The sequence below is a fragment of the Thalassomonas sp. RHCl1 genome, assembly GCF_947387555.1.
Classification (GTDB): Bacteria; Pseudomonadota; Gammaproteobacteria; order Enterobacterales; family Alteromonadaceae; genus Thalassomonas.
Map to the genome: position 1 here is coordinate 152925 of NZ_CANDNZ010000006.1, position 19239 is coordinate 172163.

General features: G+C 48.1%; 19 protein-coding genes. 12 read left to right on the top strand and 7 right to left on the bottom strand.

All coding sequences use genetic code 11. The annotated features are described in order from the left end of the window. Positions 1 to 73: 73 nt before the first annotated feature. Positions 74 to 1105 (bottom strand): hypothetical protein, encoded by a 1032-nt coding sequence (locus QL234_RS17740; protein WP_281559142.1) that lies wholly within the window; start codon positions 1103 to 1105, stop codon positions 74 to 76. 92 nt (positions 1106 to 1197) lie between these two features. On the opposite strand from QL234_RS17740, the gene tatA reads away from it, so the two are divergent. The 7 genes from tatA to hemB are packed head-to-tail and all read left to right on the top strand — an operon-like array spanning position 1198 to position 6864. Continuing rightward, entirely contained in the window at positions 1198 to 1428 is a 231-nt protein-coding gene (gene tatA / locus QL234_RS17745; RefSeq protein ID WP_281559143.1) for a Sec-independent protein translocase subunit TatA, read from the top strand. 3 nt (positions 1429 to 1431) lie between these two features. After that, positions 1432 to 1917, top strand: coding sequence for a Sec-independent protein translocase protein TatB (gene tatB, locus QL234_RS17750; protein WP_281559144.1), 486 nt, complete (start codon positions 1432 to 1434; stop codon positions 1915 to 1917). A gap of 2 nt (positions 1918 to 1919) precedes the next feature. Continuing rightward, entirely contained in the window at positions 1920 to 2669 is a 750-nt protein-coding gene (gene tatC, locus QL234_RS17755) for a twin-arginine translocase subunit TatC (protein WP_281559145.1), read from the top strand. Next, positions 2666 to 3175, top strand: a complete 510-nt coding sequence (locus QL234_RS17760; protein WP_281559146.1) for a hypothetical protein — start codon at positions 2666 to 2668, stop codon at positions 3173 to 3175. The genes tatC and QL234_RS17760 overlap by 4 nt, the downstream gene beginning before the upstream one ends. A 9-nt stretch (positions 3176 to 3184) precedes the next feature. Further along, positions 3185 to 3976 (top strand): TatD family hydrolase, encoded by a 792-nt coding sequence (locus QL234_RS17765; RefSeq protein WP_281559147.1) that lies wholly within the window; start codon positions 3185 to 3187, stop codon positions 3974 to 3976. Positions 3977 to 3980: 4 nt separating this feature from the next. Then, positions 3981 to 5855, top strand: coding sequence for a diguanylate cyclase (locus QL234_RS17770; RefSeq protein WP_281559148.1), 1875 nt, complete (start codon positions 3981 to 3983; stop codon positions 5853 to 5855). Continuing rightward, positions 5848 to 6864 carry a porphobilinogen synthase gene (gene hemB / locus QL234_RS17775; RefSeq protein ID WP_281559149.1) on the top strand — a complete coding sequence of 339 codons (1017 nt, stop codon included), beginning with the start codon at positions 5848 to 5850 and terminating at the stop codon, positions 6862 to 6864. The genes QL234_RS17770 and hemB overlap by 8 nt, the downstream gene beginning before the upstream one ends. 44 nt (positions 6865 to 6908) lie before the next feature. Here the strand turns inward: hemB and QL234_RS17780 are convergent, their stop codons facing one another. Both QL234_RS17780 and rhlB read right to left on the bottom strand, forming a co-directional pair. After that, a complete protein-coding gene (locus tag QL234_RS17780) occupies positions 6909 to 8414 on the bottom strand; it encodes a guanosine-5'-triphosphate,3'-diphosphate pyrophosphatase (protein WP_281559150.1) in 1506 nt (501 codons plus the stop codon). A 5-nt stretch (positions 8415 to 8419) separates the two neighbouring features. After that, positions 8420 to 9676, bottom strand: coding sequence for an ATP-dependent RNA helicase RhlB (gene rhlB, locus QL234_RS17785; RefSeq protein ID WP_281559151.1), 1257 nt, complete (start codon positions 9674 to 9676; stop codon positions 8420 to 8422). Between the two features lie 145 nt (positions 9677 to 9821). Here rhlB and trxA point away from each other — a divergent pair, with 145 nt between their 5' ends. From trxA to fre, 5 genes are all read left to right on the top strand, one after another. Next, entirely contained in the window at positions 9822 to 10148 is a 327-nt protein-coding gene (gene trxA, locus QL234_RS17790) for a thioredoxin TrxA (RefSeq protein ID WP_281559152.1), read from the top strand. Positions 10149 to 10414: 266 nt separating this feature from the next. After that, positions 10415 to 11674 carry a transcription termination factor Rho gene (gene rho / locus QL234_RS17795; RefSeq protein WP_044834386.1) on the top strand — a complete coding sequence of 420 codons (1260 nt, stop codon included), beginning with the start codon at positions 10415 to 10417 and terminating at the stop codon, positions 11672 to 11674. Positions 11675 to 11980: 306 nt separating this feature from the next. Further along, on the top strand, positions 11981 to 12208 hold the full coding sequence (locus QL234_RS17800) for a hypothetical protein (protein ID WP_281559153.1): 228 nt from the start codon (positions 11981 to 11983) through the stop codon (positions 12206 to 12208). Positions 12209 to 12412: 204 nt separating this feature from the next. Beyond that, positions 12413 to 13879 (top strand): 4-hydroxy-3-polyprenylbenzoate decarboxylase, encoded by a 1467-nt coding sequence (ubiD, locus tag QL234_RS17805; RefSeq protein WP_281559154.1) that lies wholly within the window; start codon positions 12413 to 12415, stop codon positions 13877 to 13879. A gap of 227 nt (positions 13880 to 14106) precedes the next feature. Continuing rightward, on the top strand, positions 14107 to 14802 hold the full coding sequence (fre, locus tag QL234_RS17810; RefSeq protein ID WP_281559155.1) for an NAD(P)H-flavin reductase: 696 nt from the start codon (positions 14107 to 14109) through the stop codon (positions 14800 to 14802). Between the two features lie 191 nt (positions 14803 to 14993). Here fre and QL234_RS17815 read toward each other — a convergent pair whose 3' ends face one another. From QL234_RS17815 to QL234_RS17830, 4 genes are all read right to left on the bottom strand, one after another. Further along, entirely contained in the window at positions 14994 to 15728 is a 735-nt protein-coding gene (locus QL234_RS17815; RefSeq protein ID WP_281559156.1) for a transglutaminase family protein, read from the bottom strand. Between the two features lie 70 nt (positions 15729 to 15798). Then, positions 15799 to 16548 (bottom strand): AraC family transcriptional regulator, encoded by a 750-nt coding sequence (locus QL234_RS17820; RefSeq protein WP_281559157.1) that lies wholly within the window; start codon positions 16546 to 16548, stop codon positions 15799 to 15801. Between the two features lie 183 nt (positions 16549 to 16731). Beyond that, complete coding sequence (locus tag QL234_RS17825; protein ID WP_281559158.1) at positions 16732 to 17949, bottom strand: heme biosynthesis HemY N-terminal domain-containing protein; 1218 nt, start codon at positions 17947 to 17949, stop codon at positions 16732 to 16734. Beyond that, positions 17946 to 19232: a uroporphyrinogen-III C-methyltransferase gene (locus tag QL234_RS17830; protein WP_281559159.1), complete on the bottom strand. Its 1287-nt coding sequence runs from the start codon at positions 19230 to 19232 to the stop codon at positions 17946 to 17948. The genes QL234_RS17825 and QL234_RS17830 overlap by 4 nt, the downstream gene beginning before the upstream one ends. Positions 19233 to 19239 lie beyond the last annotated feature (7 nt).

Consider the following 19239-nt stretch of genomic DNA (forward strand, 5'->3'; position numbering starts at 1 on the left):
CACTGGGCAGTTAATGGCCAGGGAGCTTGTTAGCGGCTCCCCTGTTTATTTTTTAGAATCTATTTTTTAAAACTTATTTTTTGGAGAAATAGCCTTCCACCCTTAAGGCGATGCCCGGGGTGGTTTTATGATCCACCTCTTCAGGCCATTCGATAAAAGGTTCGATGTCGAAAAACAGCCACTCTCTCAGGGCATTGAAACGATAGCGGTAACTCAGGGTATAATTATCGATTAAAAAGCCGTTTTCGCCGTTTCTTTCCCCTTCCACCAGCAGGCCGAGTACGGCGGCGCGGTCATTGGCTATTTGCTGTAAATGATAAAAGCCGTGTTTCCAGCGGATGCCGCTATAGGATTCCGAGCCCCTGATGCTGTAATTGATCCTGAATTGTTCTTTTTCATTAAGCTGGTAATCGTATTCCAGCAATAAACGGGCGCCGAGACCGTCATCAAGGAAATAAAATACCGAGGGCTCTATCTTAAAACCATGAACATCTTGCCAGCTATAACGGCTTCTGTGGCGGGACTTTAAAAAGATATCGCCACCGGACAAACCCAGCCGGGTATCGGTAAATTTCTCAGTCGTATTGGTGTGTATTAAGCGCACCGCGGCGGCAAAAGGTTCATCATTTATTTCAGATTTGGCCTTGATGCTGGTTTCCAGCGGCAACTGACTTAATTCATCGTCACTGTCATCGGAGAGGATAAGGTCAAGTTTGTTTTTAAAATGGGGCAATTTCACTTTCACCCTGAAACGGGTGTCAAATTCTGCCAGGTCTCTGCTTCTCGGTTCCCAGGCCAGGCGGATCCTGGCGGTTGTCTGGGGTGTTTGCTCCTGGCTGTCATCATGGCTGAAAAAGCCGTCAAACCATACCGCACTCTGGTATACCGAGTTGGAGATAGTATCGTGAAAACTGTGCATCCAGTCGTCGGCCGGCGGTAAATCTTGATCGCTTTCTTCTGCCGGAGCCTGGTAATCCCTGTCGGGAAGCTTTTTGTTTATTTCGGATGAATTATTATTTGCTATTGTCTTAAAAGAGGTGACAGTAAAAATGAAAATAACGGCATAAAAAATCGGAAACGGCTTTTTGATTAATCTTTTACTCAAAGTTTGTTTTACCTCATAAATAAGCTTATTCAAAGGGTGCTTTTTACGGCTGAAACCTTATAATGATCCCATATAGATTATAGGAGTTTTTTATGGCTGGCATCAGTATTTGGCAATTATTAATCATAGCGGTAATTGTAATTTTATTATTTGGTACTAAAAAGTTACGTAACATGGGAACAGACCTGGGCTCTGCCGTGAAGGGGTTTAAAAAGGCGGTGTCTGAAGAAGGTGAAAAATCCACTGACGCACTGGCAGATAAGTCGGCGGCATCTGAAGATCAGGTGAAAACCTCGGCCGAAAAAGAAAAAGATCAGGCTTAATCAATGTTTGATGTTGGCTTTTGGGAATTAATACTGATTGCGATTATCGGTTTGGTGGTGTTGGGGCCGGAGCGTTTGCCTGTGGCTATCCGCACCGTGCGTTCCTGGATTGCCGGGGTACGTAAGTTCAGTGACAACGTCAAATCTGAATTAACGGAAGAGCTACGTATTCAAGAGTTGCATGAGAATTTGAAAAAAGCCGAACAGTCTAACTTAAAGGATTTAAGTCCTGAAGTGGCCGAGTCGTTAAAATCATTGCAGGATGCGGCAAAAATGGTGACCCGTCCCTATGAAAAGTCGGCAGGCGATGAAAACGGACAGGCGGCTTCAGTACCCGAAAAGGCGCCGGTAGCGCAGGAAAAGTTGGCTGCTGCATCAGATGAAGTATCATCACCTTCTCTGTCAGCTGCTTCTTCTGACTCTGTATCAGATTCAGCCTCTGGCTCTTCATTAGACTCTTCATTAGACAAAGAGAAGCAAAAACCATAAGTATGAGTTCACAACCCCAATCAAGCCTGTTTGACCACCTACTGGAATTACGCAACCGATTATTACACTCAGTACTCGGGGTGTTAGTGGTTTTTTGTTGCCTGGTATATTTTGCCCAGGATATTTATCAATACCTGGCGCAGCCCTTGTTGGCCACTATGCCGGATGGCGCGCAAATGATCGCAACCGATGTTGCCTCCCCCTTTTTCGCCCCTTTTAAATTGACTATGGTATTGTCTTTTTTCCTGGCAATGCCTTATATCCTGTTCCAGATCTGGTCGTTTATCGCGCCTGGCCTGTATCAAAATGAGAAAAAACTGATTGCTCCCCTGATGTTCGGCAGTACTTTTTTATTTTATGCCGGTATTTCTTTTGCGTACTTTGTTGTTTTCCCGCTGGCGTTTGCATTTTTCACTTCGGTGGCGCCGGAAGGGGTCACCATAGCCACGGATATCAGTAGTTATCTGGATTTTGTCTTAAAGCTGTTTTTTGCTTTCGGGGCCACCTTTGAGATCCCGGTCGCGATCGTCTTATTGTGTTGGACCGGGGTCACTGAGCCTGCCAGTTTACGAGCCAAACGTCCTTATGTTATCGTGGGTGCCTTTGTTATTAGTATGCTGCTGACGCCTCCGGATGTCATTTCCCAAACCTTGTTGGCGGTGCCTATGCTGCTGTTGTTTGAATTAGGCATCATGGTCGCAGCTCTCTATCATAAAAAAGATCCGGAAGCGGATTCTGAGGACATAGGATGAGTCGTTATATTGTTGCAGTAATCTTGGGCCTGGGTTTTACCTCGGCAACGCAGGCATTTGATTTTAAAAGTGAGTTTTCAACTTGTGCCGCCACCAAGGACAGCCTGAGCCGTTTGGCCTGTTATGATAAGCTGGCGCAAGCGGGTGAGTTAAGTGACAGTGTTGAAGATATATCGCTAAAACCTCAGTCAAAACCTGCAGGTGATGTATCAGCCGAAGCGCGTGGCAAAACTAAAATAGATAACTTTGGTAAATCGCATTTAACAGGTATTGCTTCCGAAGAAGATGATGGCAACATGTTTGCCGAAATTGATAAAGTTAAGGAATTACATTTCGGCAAACTTGTCTTAACCTTAACCAATGGCCAGGTGTGGCGCCAAACTGACAGCAATAGGATGTCGCTGGCGGCGGGGGATAAAGTTGAGTTAATTGAAGGCATGCTCAGTGCTATCTACCTGAAAAAAGAAGGCTTTAATAAGAAAATTCGTGTTAAACGAATAAAATAGCAGTTTCCCTTGATCGATATTGGCGTAAACCTTACCAACAGCAGGTTTGATAAAGACCGGACCGAGGTGTTAACCCGGGCAAAAGATGCCGGTATTGAGGCTATGCTGGTGACCGGCACCAACATAGCGGAAAGCCGGGAAGCGGTGGCCCTTTGCCGGCAAGCACCTGAATTTCTTTATAGTACCGCCGGCGTGCATCCCCATGATGCCGACGGTGTCAGTCAGGATTACCTGGATATTTTAACCGAACTGTCACAGCAGCCTTGCGTACGGGCAATCGGTGAATGCGGCCTGGACTTTAACCGTAATTTTTCCGCACCCGAGCAACAAAAGCGGGTATTTGCAGAGCAAATTGCCCTGGCGGCGCGGCTGAATAAACCTTTATTCCTCCACCAAAGAGATGCTTTTGATACCTGGTTTCAATTGTTATCGCCTTATTTGGGCACTATTCCTGCTGTGGTCGCCCACTGTTTTACCGGCACTAAAGCGGAATTATTGACATGTCTCGATGCCGGTATGTATGTCGGTATCACCGGCTGGTTATGCGACGAAAGGCGCGGACAAGAGCTCAGGGATATCGTTGAGTTGATCCCGCTTCAGCAGTTGATGATAGAAACCGATGCTCCTTATTTGTTGCCGAGAAATATCCGGCCAAAACCGAAAAGCAGCCGCAATGAACCTGCTTATTTGCCGGTTATCGTCGATATGCTGGCACAATTAACCGGTTATAGTCATGAAGAGATTATCAGCCAAACCCGGGAGAATACCGTTAAGGTTTTTAATTTAAAGGGAGCTGATTGATTATATGATCTTAAGGTGGTTGCTTTGTCTGGGCTGTTTATTGCTCCCCGCTTTTGCGGTCACTGCAAGCGATAGTGCTCAGGTGCAAGCTAAGCCTGAACTCAGGGAGTACCGCTTCTGGCAGGGCAGCCTTTCCGATGCTCCGACTAAGCTCAGCCCGGGCGCTCTGGCGGAACTTTCCTGGCAAAAAGCGGCCCTGGACAACAAACTGCTGCCATTAACTTCGGGCGTCAACTGGCTGGTTTTTTCACTGGTAAACGATACCCCTGTAGCCAAGAGCTATTATCTTATCCTGGGCAACAGTTTTGCCCTCAGCGGTGCTGATTTATATGTTCAGCCTCAAAATTCGGCCCCGGCCCCTGCTCCGTTTGCCTTAAGCGCGGATCATCAGCGCAGCGGTAAAATTCTGCTGGCACCGCAAAGTAAAATGTCACTTTATCTTGTTATTACCAGTGACCGGGATGTGAGCTTACCCCTTGAATTAATTGCCGAACAGCAATATCAGCAGGTCCATCAATCCATGGTTTTTACTCAGGGGCTGGCACTTGGCACTATAGCCAGTCTGATCTGCGTCTTGCTGTTGATCTTTATCACCTGCGGTAAAAACAATGCCTTGCTCTTGTGCGGCTACTTCTTGTGTCAGCTGTTGTTGTTATCGGTATTACAGGGCAGAAGTTTAGCTTATTACTTTCCCGATATGGCGATATTAACCGGGACTGAATTACCGGTATTAACCCTGCTCTCGGCGATCTTACTTATTGCTTTTTGCCAACGCCTGTTTGAGCTTAAAGAGAGTGAACCGGTTTTAGCAAAAGCACTTAACATACTGATGTTATGCCTGTCAGTATGTTTATTGCCGGCACTGTTATTACCCGGCCCGGTTAACCTGGGCATTACTTTGGTGCTTTATGCCCTGGTTTCCCTGCTGCTATTGGTTATTGCCTTGTATCTGAGACAGAAAAAGCAGCGGCTTGCCACCCTGTTTGCTTTAGTTGTTGCTGTTCCCTTTGTTTTCAGCCTGCTCAGTCTTGTTGGCTTGGCAGATTACAGCCAGGGGATACTTGCCGGCAATGGTGCTTTATACCGGAGTGCTGCCTGGTTACATGCTGTGCTGATTGTTTTACTGCTGAGTCGCCAGCTGTATAACAAGCTGGAAGATACCCGGACATTACAGCAAGAGGCACTGGATAATGCCCGTAGATCGCAGCAGGCGCAGGATGAATTGCTGGCACTGCAGGAAGAAAATCAGGAGCAACTGGAAGTGCGGGTGCAGGAGCGCACCTTAGAGCTTAATATTGCCTTGCAGGAACTGGAAAGTGCCAACCGTGAGCTGGCGAAAAAGAATACTATAGATGAGTTGTCCGGCCTATTTAACCGGCGTCATTATGATCAGAAAATCCTGGCGGAATACCGGCGCAGCAAACGTAATCTGACACCACTAAGCATAGTGGTTATCGATATCGATCATTTTAAAAAGGTCAATGATAACTTCGGCCACCTGGCGGGGGATCAATGTATTGTCTGGGTCGCCAATCATATCAAGCAAAGTTTAAAAAGAAGCTCGGATATCGGCTGCCGTTACGGCGGTGAAGAGTTTTGCCTGATCTTACCCGATACCGAACCCCTGGGAGCCTATGCGCTGGCGGAAACCTTACGCCTGGCGATAGCGGAACGCCCTATGGTGTTTGAAAATAAAGAAATCCCCCTGACGGTGAGCTGCGGCATCAGCACCTACCAGCAGCAGGCGGATGTCTTACCCGAACAAATTTTTGCCGCCGCCGATAAGGCCTTATATAACGCCAAGGACAGCGGCCGCAACCAGGTACAACAACAAGTTTATATCGATCCTTTAATTTCTCCGGAGTCGTCTCATGAATAATGCTTTTGGTCAATATCCCGCTCGCCGCATGCGCCGCATGAGGGCGGATGACTTTTCCCGCCGTTTAATGGCAGAACACCAGTTAACCGTGAATGATCTTATCTACCCTGTGTTTGTGTTGGAGGGGGAAAACCAGCGCCAGCTGATAGATTCTATGCCGGGGGTGGAACGCAAAAGTATCGATTTATTATTGGAAGAAGCCCGGGAGTTGGTTGATTTAGGCATCCCGGCGATTGCTATTTTCCCGGTAACCCCGGGCGATAAAAAGTCATTGATGGCGGAAGAAGCCTATAATCCCGACGGCCTGGCGCAACGCACCGTCAGGGCGTTAAAGGCAAAATTTCCTCAGCTTGGCGTGATCACTGATGTTGCCCTTGATCCTTTCACTACCCACGGCCAGGACGGTATTATCGATGATGACGGTTATGTGCTGAATGAAGTGACCAAAGATATTTTAGTCAAGCAGGCGCTTTCCCATGCCGAGGCGGGCGCCGATGTGGTGGCGCCGTCGGATATGATGGACGGGCGTATCGGTGCTATCCGGGAAACCTTGGAAGAAAAGGGTTTTGTGAATACCCGTATTCTCGCCTATTCCGCCAAGTATGCTTCTAACTATTATGGCCCGTTCCGGGATGCGGTCGGCTCTGCCGGTAATATCAAGGGCGGCAACAAGCATTCTTACCAGATGGATCCCGCCAACAGTGATGAAGCCTTACATGAAATTGCCCAGGATATCCATGAAGGGGCGGATATGGTGATGGTAAAACCCGGTATGCCTTATCTCGATATCGTGCGCCGGGTAAAAGATAACTTTAAGGTACCGACCTATGCCTACCAGGTCAGCGGCGAATATGCCATGCATATGGCGGCGATCCAAAATGGCTGGCTGGCAGAAAAACCTTGTGTAATGGAAGGTTTGCTGGCCTTTAAACGTGCCGGTGCCGACGGCATTTTAACTTACTTTGCCAAGCAGGTAGCCCGCTGGATCAAAGAAGATAATGCCAGTTAATGACTTGAAGTTTTGGATAAGTTAGCCAACAGACTTACTGTTGGCTAACAGTGGATCTTTAAGCTCAACCCCAGGCTCTTGAGGTAAAGGTGTTCCTGGCGTAATTCATCGACGATTAACGGGTGCTGCGCCAGCCAGTCTTGCGGCAAACACAAATAGATGCTGTTATCCTCAATTCTCGACTCGTAATCCGGTAACACATCATCCCTGCGTCTGCGGCACAAGATCACCGCTAACCGTAACGCCGCCAATAATAAGCAGGCATCCTGGTAATCCAGTGCCGATTGCTCATTCAACTGTTCATGGTTGATATCTGCCTTATACAGGCGTACCAGGGCCACCAGCAACTGGCGCTCCGACTGATCAAAACCGGGTAAATCCGCATGTTGGATAATATAGGCGCCATGCTGTTGATGATGCTTATATTCCATCAGCAAACCCACCTCATGCAAGGCACAGGCGGTGGTCAGCAGTTGCCGCTGATTACTGTGCGCCTTGGCTTGCGGGAGTTGCCATAACTGCACCAGGCGGCAGGCCTGTTCATTTACCCGGCTGGCATGGGGCTGGTCGATGTGAAACCTTTGGGTCAGGGAATTGATGGTGCGCTGGCGGATGCTGATTTTACGCATATCCGGCAACATTTCATAAAGCAGCCCTTCGCGCAGGGCGCCGCTGGACAGTTGCAATTGCCGGATGTTTAAGGCTTCAAATAAAGCGGTTAAGATTGCCAGTCCGCTGGCAAAAACCGGCTTGCGGTCGCTGGCCAGGCCGGGGATGGCGATATCCGCTACCCGTTTGCACGCCAGTAACTGCTGCCGGAGATCATGAAGAAAATCCAGGGTGATTATGGCGGGGCGTTTTTGGTACATCAGGACTTCGGCTAATGCCTGCATGGTACCCGAGCCGCCCAGTACGTCCTGCCAGCCGATATCGGTATAGCTTTTGACCAAAGGTTTCAGCTCGTTTTTCGCCTGGGTTATCGCCGCTGCAAAATTGCTTTTTGATAATAAACCATCATGAAAATAACGGCGGTTAAAGGTGACACAGCCGATATCCAAACTGGTGATTTTTTTGACCGCAAAGGCTTCACCGATAATGATTTCGGTGCTGGCGCCGCCGATATCCAGTACCAGGCGCTGGTCGGCGCTGCAACTGGTATGGGCAACCCCTAAATAGATGGTTTCCGCCTCTTGCAACCCGGTGAGCAGGCTGATTTTCGTGCCGAGGATCTTTTGTGCCCGGGCTAAAAAAAGCTCGGCATTTTTGGCGATTCTCAAGGTGGCGGTTGCCACTACCCGGATATTTTCCGGGGGAATATCCTGCAGGCGTTCAGCAAAGAAACTCAGGCATTCCAGTCCCCGGGAAATGGCGGCATCATCAAGGTTATTGTCCTCATCCAGGCCCCCGGCCAAACGCACCTTACGCTTGACCTTGTCCACGGTTTGTACGCTGTCAGCAAGCAGGCGGGTAATAAGCATATGAAAGCTATTCGATCCCAGATCGATAATGGCATACAAGGGGCTTTCCGCGTGCTGTTTGCTGATCATCATACTTATCAGGACCTGTGACCTCTGGGTTTGCGACCGCGGTTTTGTCCGCCGCTGTGTGGCTTGTGGCGACGTTGTCTGGGTTTAGGTTTGGGTAAATCCGTTAACAACGCTTCGTGATCGTACTTGCTGACCGGCAGGGCATGATCGATATATTGCTCAATCGCCGGCAAATTGAAAACATAGTCTTCACAGGCAAAACTGATGGCATGTCCGGTGGCGCCGGCACGGCCGGTACGGCCTATGCGGTGGACATAATCTTCGAAGTCGTCGGGCAAGTCATAGTTAAAAACATGGGTAACATTCGGGATATGCAGTCCGCGGGCGGCAACATCTGTGGCCACCAGCACATCAAGATGCCCGGCGGTAAAGCCTTCAAGAATTTTCAGGCGTTTTTTCTGTATTACGTCGCCGGTTAATAAGCCGACACGGATTTTATCTGCGGCCAAGTGGGCATGGATCTTTTCACAGCTATGCTTGGTATTGGCAAAAATAATGGCTTTATCCGGCCACTCTTCTTCAATCAGGGTTTGTAATAACGCCATCTTATCTTCGTTGGAGGGATAAAACAGCTCTTCTGTGATGCGAATATTGGTTTTCTGCTCGGGTTCGACTTCAACGCTCTCGGGTGAATTCATATGCTCGAATGCAAGCTCTTTTACCCTGAAGGACAAGGTGGCAGAAAATAACATGCTCAGGCGTTCGTTTGCCGCCGGCATTCTGCGGAACATATAGCGGATATCTTTAATAAAGCCGAGATCAAACATGCGATCTGCTTCATCAAGCACTACGGCTTCGATATTATTGAGGTTATAAATACCTTGCTTGAGGTAGTCGATCAGGCGGCCACAGGTGCCGATTAAAATATCTACCCCTTTGGTTAATTCTTCCCGTTGACTTTCGTAACCCTCGCCCCCATATACAATGCCAAGGCGCAATCCGGTGGCTTTGGCCATCTCGATAGCATCCCGGTGAATTTGTATGGCTAATTCCCGGGTTGGCGCCATAATGAGCGCCCTTGGCTGGTTATGGTCCGGGGCAGGCTTTTGTAACAGGTGGTGAAAGGTCGCAGCTAAAAACGCGATAGTCTTACCTTCCCCTGTTTGGGCCTGGCCAGCGAGATCTTTGCCTTTAAGTAAAATAGGTAAAGATTTTGCCTGGATCGAGGTGCAATTTTGAAAGCCCATGGCTTCCAGGCCGGTCACTACTTTTTTATTCAGTGGCAGATCGGCGAATTTGATTTCGGTTAAATGTGTTTTTTTCATACGGCTAGCTTAACACCTTACGCGCCTAATAAAAACGGTATCGCATAAGATGTAAGAAAAAACTGTATTGAATAAATAGCAAAAAATAAAGATGACGGTATACTCTCGTCATCAGGCAATTGTGCCACCATAAACGGAGAGTGAAATGAGCGATAAAATTGTTCAGTTGTCAGATGACAGTTTTGAAGCAGATGTGCTGAACGCATCTAGTCCAGTATTAGTCGATTTTTGGGCTGAGTGGTGTGGACCATGTAAAATGATCGCACCTATATTAAACGAAATTGCCGATGAATATGACGGCAAGCTTGTTGTCGGTAAATTAAATATCGACCAAAATGCCGATACCCCGCCTAAATATGGTATTCGCGGCATCCCGACTTTGCTTTTATTTAAAGACGGTGCGGTTGCCGACACTAAAGTTGGCGCACTTTCTAAGACTCAATTAAAAGAGTTTTTAGAAAATAATTTATAAAAGAAAGGCTCGGTTTATCTCGGGCCTTTTTTCTATTCCTTAAAAACAAAAATATAAAAACAGCATGCAGCGGCGACAGGGATGCCATAATGTGGCAAAGCCATATTATTAATGAATATAAAATGAGTTACTTACTTTACGCAATGCCATTTTAATGCTAAGTTTAGCGTTCAATTAATTTTATAACACATCTAAATCCTATTCCTCGTTAATACTTTGCCGTTGAGCAAAAGCATAACAACATTTAATAGTTAAGAACTTCCACTATGAATCTTACCGAACTTAAAGAAAAATCGATTAGCGAATTGGTTAATCTCGCTGAATCCATGAAGCTTGAACACCTTGCTAGAACCCGTAAACAAGACATCATATTTGCCATTTTGAAGGCGCACGCCAAAAGTGGTGAAGACATATTCGGCGGCGGTGTATTAGAAATCCTGCAGGATGGCTTCGGATTCTTGCGTTCGGCAGACTCTTCGTACCTGGCAGGTCCGGACGATATTTATGTATCGCCAAGCCAGATCAGACGTTTCAGTATGCGTACCGGTGATACCATCCAGGGTAAAATCCGTCCGCCAAAAGACGGCGAGCGTTACTTTGCCCTGTTAAAAGTCAATGAAGTTAACTTTGATAAGCCGGAAAATGCCCGCAATAAGATTTTATTTGAAAACTTAACCCCTATTCATGCCAATGAGCGTGTCACCATGGAACGCGGTAACGGTTCAACCGAAGATATTACCGCCCGGGTACTGGATTTAGCTTCACCTATCGGTAAAGGTCAGCGTGGTTTGATTGTTGCGCCGCCAAAAGCCGGTAAAACCTTATTACTGCAAAATATTGCCCAGAGCATCGCTTACAATAACCCGGACTGTGAATTGATGGTGTTATTGATTGACGAACGTCCGGAAGAAGTCACCGAGATGCAGCGCCTGGTACAGGGTGAAGTGGTTGCCTCTACCTTTGATGAGCCTGCCAGCCGTCACGTTCAGGTTGCTGAAATGGTCATCGAAAAAGCAAAACGCCTGGTAGAGCATAAAAAAGATGTTGTTATCTTGCTCGACTCCATCACACGTTTAGCCCGTGCCTATAACACGGTTATCCCTTCATCAGGTAAGATCCTGACCGGTGGTGTTGACGCCAACGCCCTGCACCGTCCGAAGCGTTTCTTCGGTGCGGCCCGTAATATCGAAGAAGGCGGCAGCTTGACCATTATCGCCACTGCCCTGATCGAAACCGGCTCTAAGATGGATGAAGTCATCTACGAAGAATTTAAAGGTACGGGTAACATGGAATTACACCTGTCCCGTAAGATCGCCGAAAAACGCGTGTTCCCGGCCATCCACTTCAACCGCAGCGGTACCCGTCGTGAAGAGTTGCTGACCAAGCCGGATGAGCTGCAGAAGATGTGGATCCTGCGGAAAATCGTTCATGAAATGGGTGAGATCGACGCCATGGAATTTATGATAGATAAATTAGCCATGACCAAAACCAATAATGAATTCTTTGATTCAATGAAACGTAAATAGTTTTTGTTGATATCTGAATTGATAAAGCCAGCTTAACCGCTGGCTTTTTTGTTTGTGAAATAATATTGTTCTGAAATTTTATCGTCGAATATAAGTACTGTGTTGAATATTTATTCCTTCGTGGAAATCTTATTATTATCAGCAACCGGCATTGAGTAACGAATATCTCTGCTTAAATCTTGTTGCTTAAATGTTAATTTGGTGTTGACAGTTGGTGTGGTTCTGGTTAATTTGTCGGCTAATAGGGAGAACTTGTCTATCTGGTTCTCTTTATTATTGCTAATAAAGATATAAGGAATAATAAAAATGAAGAAAAAAGTAATGACAAGCCTGCTCGTTTCCGGGTTGGCTATTAGCAGTGCCCTTACAGGTCTTTCCGCGCAAGCTTCTGGCGAGTCTTACATCGTGGAATGTTATAATATGCCAGGTGGCGGTTACTGGATGAAGACAGCGTATAGCTGGTCGGAAGCACGTTCCCTGTCCCATAGCTGTACCCAGCAAGGCGGTACGGTAGAACTTAATTTTAATCTGTAACAGTTCTAACAAGCGATTGGCACCCTAACTGGGCTGCTTATCGCGCTATCTCTTTGGATAAATGCGACTCGATTACCGGTCGCATTTTACCTGCTTTTCCCCGAATCAGGCATTGGGGTTAATAATTCTTATTCCCGCTAATAACTAGATGTTTTTTCTTTAACCAAGGTATAATGGCCGGCAAATACCAGAAGCAAATCCATCATGAAATACAGCGATTTAAGAGACTTTATCCACCAGCTGGAAAAGCTGGGCCAGTTAAAGCGTATTAGCCAACCGGTTTCGACAAACCTGACCATGACAGAAATCAGCGACCGCACCTTACGAGCAGGCGGCCCGGCACTACTGTTTGAAAATCCGGTGGGGTTTGATATCCCGGTATTAACCAATTTATTCGGCACCCCGGAGCGGGTTGCGCTGGCAATGGGGCAAACCGATGTTACCGCTTTAAGGGATGTGGGCAAGTTGCTGGCGATGCTGAAAGAGCCTGAGCCGCCGAAGGGCTTCCGTGATGCCCTGGATAAACTACCTGTGTATAAGCAGGTGCTGAATATGCCGGCCAAGGTGCTGAAAAAGGCGCCGTGTCAGCAAGTGGTATTGTCCGGTGATGAGGTGGATTTAACTAAACTGCCGATCCAAACCTGTTGGCCGGGTGATGTTGCCCCGCTGATCACCTGGGGATTAACGGTTACCAAAGGGCCCCATAAAGAGCGCCAGAACCTGGGCATTTATCGTCAGCAATTACTGGGACCGAACAAGGTGATCATGCGCTGGTTGTCCCACCGCGGCGGTGCTCTGGATTTCTTGGAGTGGAAAAAACAGCATCCGGGGGAAAAATTCCCGGTCTCGGTGGCGCTGGGCGCAGATCCGGCGACGATTTTAGGGGCCGTGACCCCGGTGCCGGATACCTTGTCTGAATATGCCTTTGCCGGTTTATTACGGGGCAGTAAAACCGAAGTGGTTAAATGTGTCAGCAATGAACTCGAAGTGCCGGCCTCGGCGGAAATCGTGCTGGAAGGCTATATTGACCCGGAAGAAATGGCACCGGAAGGGCCTTATGGCGATCACACCGGTTATTACAACGAAGTGGATGACTTCCCTGTCTTTACCGTTACCGATATCACCATGCGTAAAGAGCCTATATACCACAGTACTTATACCGGGCGGCCGCCGGATGAGCCGGCGATTTTAGGTGTGGCCTTAAATGAGGTCTTTGTGCCGATTTTACAGAAGCAGTTTCCGGAAATTGTCGATTTTTACCTGCCGCCGGAAGGCTGTTCCTATCGCCTGGCGGTAGTGACCATTAAAAAGCAATATCCCGGGCATGCCAAGCGGGTTATGATGGGGGTCTGGTCTTTCCTGCGACAATTTATGTACACCAAATTTGTGATTGTCTGCGACGATGATGTTAACGCCAGAGACTGGCAGGATGTGATCTGGGCGATGACCACACGTATGGATCCCAGCCGCGATACCACCATGATAGAGAATACCCCGATCGATTACCTCGATTTTGCTTCGCCGGTATCCGGGCTGGGCTCAAAAATGGGGATGGATGCCACCAATAAATGGCCGGGGGAAACCGACCGTGAATGGGGCACGCCTATTGTCATGGACGAAGCGGTAATAAAAGAGGTGGACGAACTCTGGGATCAGCTGGATATTCTCTAGCGGATTTTCTGGTAAAGCGCACCAGCAAAGTGAGCGATCAGCTATAAATAACCGGCATATCTGCGATAAGCTGTGCCGGATTAATCTGAATTTCAACTAGTATGTCTTATAGATGGTATTATCAATAGTATTAGCCATAAACTAAGGTCATTGGATGTACAGGATGTACTTTTTTATTGCTTAAACAAGGATGTTGCCAGCAACTAATTAAAGGTAAGTAAGCAAGCATGAATGCGATAGAGTGTCAGGTACATTTGTTGGAACCCTTAACTCCCAATGTACATAAGGTGTTGTTAAAGCCAGAAAAATCAATTGATTTTTTACCCGGCCAGTATTTGAATTTTGTTATGAGTGATGAGGACAAGCGTCCCTTCTCCATTGCCAGTGCCCCGGGAGATGAATTTATTGAACTGCAGATAGGGGCTTTTGGCGCGGACAGCTATCCGATGCAGGTGATAGAGCGTTTAAATGCCAGCGACAGGGTTACCGTGGAAATGCCCCTGGGTAATGCCCAGTTGCGCACCGACAGCGAGCGCCCCTTGCTATTACTCGCCGGCGGCACCGGTTTTTCCTATATCAAGTCTATGTTTGAATATTTGGCGGCCCAGGGATCAAACCGGCCGGTTATCGTTTATTGGGGCCTGAGGGAGCCTGAGGCCTGTTATGAGCTGGAAAAAACCAGGGAGACCATAGCCAAGTTGAGCAATGCCAGTTTTATTCCCGTGGTAGAAAATCCGACTCCCGAGTGGCAGGGGAAAACCGGCCTGGTACATCAAGTGGTGATGCAGGATATCGTCAGCTTTGAGCCTTATGATATTTACCTGGCAGGCCGTTTTGATATGGTGGGACGCATTCGCCAGGATTTTGTCGAACAGGGAGCGTTATTAGAGCATATGTATGCCGATGCTTTTGCTTTTATCTAACGGTAAAATCCGCTAGCAATAAATTTGCTATCGGCGGAGCCGGCCGACGAATCCGGCTTTAAACGCTAGCCCCCGAAAAAACACTATAATTGGATGGTTTCAGTTATGGTGTTTTTTTATCAAAGAAATCTTGCGAAAAAGTCAATCCTGGTTTGTGACCCTTATATTAACGGCAGGCTCTGGGCTGGGTTCTATATGCGGCCTTTTCGGCTGACCCCCTTGGCACGGATTTGTTTCACGTTTACGTTGATTAAATGGCGCAACAGATAGCGGAAAAGCAGCTTTTTAATGCCGGAAAGGTTGCTGCCGTGCTTGGTATAAAAGTCATCCGGCTGGTTATATACGCCGAAATCATCCGCAATACCGTCACTTTGGATATAAGTGTCCTGCCCTTGCCAGTCAATGTCAGGTGCAGCGAGACATTGAGTGGCAATGGCAAAACCTGAGAAGGACTGGCATTGATCGGCGAAGCTGTTTTGCACTTGCTTCAGGTAAGTGTTATCCAGGATATAGCCTTCCAGATTAATCCAGCGTTCGCCCTGATACACCTCAATCCAGCTATGGATAATGCGCTTGGGGGCAAGGGCAAACAAATAGCCGGGAATGGCACCCCGTTGCAATTCGTTGTCAATAGTAAAGCCGTGGAGTCGTGTCGATATGCCAAGGGCGCGCAATAGCGCCATTAATAAGGTGCCTTTGGTGTTGCATTGCCCGTAACCATCATTAAGCACCCGGCTTGCCGGTAAGCGGTCGTCTGCATTATAGCCGAAGCGGATTTCATCGCGGACAAAAGTATAGCTTGCACCTATGGCATCATAGGGGGATAAATCCCGCCATTTTCTTTGTTTAATCAAAGCTTGTATCTGTGGATGATTAAAGTCCAGCATAGGGGTTTCTAAAAGAAAATCTTCGGATAATATCGGCATGGTTTGCTCTTGCTTAAGGGGTCTGTGCCCAGCTTAGCCAATCCGCTAACAGGAAACTTGAATAAACCGGCTAGGTTTTTAGCAAAAGGGCATAAGCCTGCCTGATGGTCATACCAAAGTTATTTCGAAAGGTCCGGCTGAGATGTGCACTGTCAGAAAAGCCGGCCAGGTGAGCCGCCTCCGTTGCCGAGGCATTATTGAGTATTGCCCGGATCGCACACATCATGCGCCGCCATAACAGATAGGGGCGCCAGGCAATCCCTAATTCCTGGCGAAATAGATGCAGGAAACGGCTTTCCGACAAGGCCAGTTGACTGGCGACCTCGGCGGCCCGCCAATGCGCAGGTTTGATGCAGTCACCGTGTAAACATAGATCTAATTCGGCGACTAACCGTTGAATGCGCTTATCTGTCACCGTACTTTTATTGATGGGGAAAACTTGCTGGCTGAGTGCTAATGCCTGAAACAAAGGGGTTAAAAACTCAATCAGATCTTTGCTCTGTGCCGGCGCGTTCATTGTTGCCGAAAAGGATGAGTGAAAGGTTTGGTATGGTTCCCCCGCCAGTTGATCGGACAAGGCCTGGCCTAAAGTGCTTTTTGGCTCAACCAGCAGTATCCAGCCTTCAGGCATCTGCAGTTGATGCTCTACTTGGGAGTCTATGACCACTAACTCTGTGATACTCATGTGGTTTAATTTACAAAGCGAATCAGTCTTGGGCCAGACGATTTGCATGGCATGGTGACTGTGAGCAGCAGCGTCCAGACTGGCGCCATAGATAATGACGATGCCAGCCTCAATCCAAACACCGGGTTTAATCACACAATATGCCCTTTAAATGAAGATAAGCTATATGTTGTCACAGCAAATAGGTATTGGCAAAACTTAACCCTTTTGCGCTGATGTTAATGAAAATGCCTTTACAATAACAAGACATAAAAAAGCCCTGTAGTCATACAGGGCCCAGTGTTGAATTTAACGGCTAATGTACCGTCAGAGGCATTGTTATGCTTTAGCCGGGGAGGCCTGCATCTTAATCCGCCGGGTCAATATCTTATTCGCCTGTTCAAACTTTCCCTGTTGGCTTAAGACGCTGGCCAGGGCTTCTAAGTCTGAAGCATCGTAGCTTGGAGTCTCCAATGCCAGCAGGCTGTTAAAGGCTCTTTCCGACATCTGCCATTGCTCGCTGTTGAATGCCAGGTGTCCCAGGTAGCTTAACCATTTGGCTTCTTGCTGATGTTTGCCCAGCTGCTTTTGTGCCTGGGCGATCAAGGCGTCTCCCTGATGTACCGGCAATACCTGGAAAGCGCGTAACAGCTGCTGGCCGGGATCTTTTTTCAGCACAGGCAACAAGATATCCGTTAAGGTATCATTAAGTTTGTTTTCTGCCAATACCCGGCAATAAGCCAGCAATACCGGTTCGCTTTGCTGGATTTTGCGGGGCAGCTTTTTCCAGTAAGCAAACAGGGCATTTTGATCTGACCGGCTGATGGTGTCGTTAAACATACCGGTAAAAGCCTCCCGCTCCCAGACGGCGATCTTTTCCCTGGCGAGGGTTTTTTGTTTGCGTGCAGCTTTTAAATGTTCGATAGCGGTTTCGAACCTTTGCTCAATCAGGCACAGGTCGAGTTCCAGCGCCAGTAGTCTGGCATCATGGCCGATATATTTATGATAACTATCGATCAGCTCCCGGGCTTTACTATATTCTCCCTGGCCGATAAATATTTTCACCTTGACCAGTACCCCTTCGAGTCCGGCATTTTTAATAAAATGTTTGTCTGTACCGACCCGTTCGAGATAATGGCTGCTACCTGAGTCTTGTTTGTTTGCCGCAGAGGCCGCCAGCAAATAGGCGGTTTGTTCAAACTGCGGCAGCTGGGCGCTCTTGGCCAGCAGCTGCTCTGCCTGGGCATAGTCATCTATCACGTAGGCGGTAATGCCCTTGTTGAAATTTCTTAATGCCCGGCGCTGGCTGGCCCGGGTCAGTTTATGCCAGCCGCCCAGGCTGAATCTCAAGCCGCCGCGCAGGACAAAAAGCAGCGCCAATAACACCAGAAACAGTGCCGTCAGCAGGTAAACCGCCGATAAAATAGTGGTTTGGTAGGCGGTATCGCCGCTGACAACCGTGATATAACCTTTGCCGTCAATCAGCATGGGGCCGATAGCGATGGCGGTAAGGATCGCCAGCAGTATCAGGCATAACATCAGGATCAAGCGTTTCATAAGCTGGCACCGCCGTTATCTGCCGTAACACCGGATTGGTTATTGTTGTTTTTCTCTGACGGTAACTGATCGTTTGTCTGCCCGTTTGTATGCCCCGAGATGGCTTGCTTGCTGTTGTTCTGGGCGATCACTTTACGTATTGCCGCCAGCGATACCAGCTTATCCGGATAATTTACCGTCAGGGTCGCCGGTTTGAGTTTTTCTATTGCCGCGATAAAGCCCTGGTTGGTTTTATTTTCGTCTTCGTAATACTGTTTGAGCCATTGCAGGATATCGTCCAGGGTTTGTTGGTAGATGGCACTTTCCCCTTTACTGGCTGACCAGATGGTAAGCTGGAGTTTGAGTGCCAGATTTTCCTGCAAGTTCTGTTGCTGTTGCGGCGACAGCAAGGGATCGTCACCTTGAGTGCGCGGACGGCTGGTGATGATATAGTTCGCCCGGAATTTCTGCCAGACCTTGGCCAGGTTTTCCCGCCAGTCTGCGGGATCCGAGGTTAAGGTTAAATCTTGTGTTTGTTCCTGGTTTTGTTGCCGGTAAGGACGTGCCAGCACCAGGCTGCCAAGCTGTTTGTCCAGTCCCATCAGGGTTAAAATCACCTGTGCACTTTGCTGGCGCGGTAGCAGTTTCAGGGTTTCAATATCCTGGAAGATAAGCTGGCGTACCGGCAATAATTCCGGGTTATGCATTTGGCTTAAGCGTCTATCGGCATCGGTTAACAGGCTGATGGCGGTATCCGTGTCCTGCTCCAGCCACAAGGTGCGCGAGGCCATACGGATCAAATATTCTGCTTCGTTGAAGAGCCGGTCCCCCGGCTGCTCTTGTTGCAGTCCTTTCAGGGTCTGGTTTACTTGTGCCAGGCTTTGCTCGCTTTGGCTTTTCAGCACGTTTATTTGCCGGTTAAAGTGCTCGGTCAATTGTTGTTCCTGAGCCTGGAGTGATCGGCTCAGTTGTTGTTCCGCGTTTTTTAATTTGGCTTCCAGTTGCTGGCTCAGCGTTTTCTGGGTCTGTGCCTGTTGCAGCGGCTGTTGCTGGCTTTGCCAGTAATATAAACCCGCACTGCCGGCGCAGGCGAGCAGTGCCAGCATCAGGGCCAGCACGCCGGTTTTTGATACCTGAGCTGTTTTATTATTGGTATCTTTTTTCATTTTGGCTTTGACGGGGGATTGATGGTTTTTATTGGCGCTGCCAGGCTGTTTTTTGTCAGTTGCCGGTGAAACGCCCGCCTTGTCCGCGGCGCTCGCGTTTTCCTGAACAGTGTCTTCCGGTTGTTTTTGTTCAGTCATCTTTTGC

Bases quoted from the DNA above. Each gene is read 5' to 3' on its own strand.
- tatA (WP_281559143.1), top strand. From the start codon at position 1,198: ATGGCTGGCATCAGTATTTGGCAATTATTAATCATAGCGGTAATTGTA.
- tatB (WP_281559144.1), top strand. From the start codon at position 1,432: ATGTTTGATGTTGGCTTTTGGGAATTAATACTGATTGCGATTATCGGT.
- tatC (WP_281559145.1), top strand. From the start codon at position 1,920: ATGAGTTCACAACCCCAATCAAGCCTGTTTGACCACCTACTGGAATTA.
- QL234_RS17760 (WP_281559146.1), top strand. From the start codon at position 2,666: ATGAGTCGTTATATTGTTGCAGTAATCTTGGGCCTGGGTTTTACCTCG.
- QL234_RS17770 (WP_281559148.1), top strand. From the start codon at position 3,981: ATGATCTTAAGGTGGTTGCTTTGTCTGGGCTGTTTATTGCTCCCCGCT.
- hemB (WP_281559149.1), top strand. From the start codon at position 5,848: ATGAATAATGCTTTTGGTCAATATCCCGCTCGCCGCATGCGCCGCATG.
- QL234_RS17780 (WP_281559150.1), bottom strand. From the start codon at position 8,414: ATGATGATCAGCAAACAGCACGCGGAAAGCCCCTTGTATGCCATTATC.
- rhlB (WP_281559151.1), bottom strand. From the start codon at position 9,676: ATGAAAAAAACACATTTAACCGAAATCAAATTCGCCGATCTGCCACTG.
- trxA (WP_281559152.1), top strand. From the start codon at position 9,822: ATGAGCGATAAAATTGTTCAGTTGTCAGATGACAGTTTTGAAGCAGAT.
- rho (WP_044834386.1), top strand. From the start codon at position 10,415: ATGAATCTTACCGAACTTAAAGAAAAATCGATTAGCGAATTGGTTAAT.
- QL234_RS17800 (WP_281559153.1), top strand. From the start codon at position 11,981: ATGAAGAAAAAAGTAATGACAAGCCTGCTCGTTTCCGGGTTGGCTATT.
- ubiD (WP_281559154.1), top strand. From the start codon at position 12,413: ATGAAATACAGCGATTTAAGAGACTTTATCCACCAGCTGGAAAAGCTG.
- fre (WP_281559155.1), top strand. From the start codon at position 14,107: ATGAATGCGATAGAGTGTCAGGTACATTTGTTGGAACCCTTAACTCCC.
- QL234_RS17815 (WP_281559156.1), bottom strand. From the start codon at position 15,728: ATGCCGATATTATCCGAAGATTTTCTTTTAGAAACCCCTATGCTGGAC.
- QL234_RS17825 (WP_281559158.1), bottom strand. From the start codon at position 17,949: ATGAAACGCTTGATCCTGATGTTATGCCTGATACTGCTGGCGATCCTT.
- QL234_RS17830 (WP_281559159.1), bottom strand. From the start codon at position 19,232: ATGACTGAACAAAAACAACCGGAAGACACTGTTCAGGAAAACGCGAGC.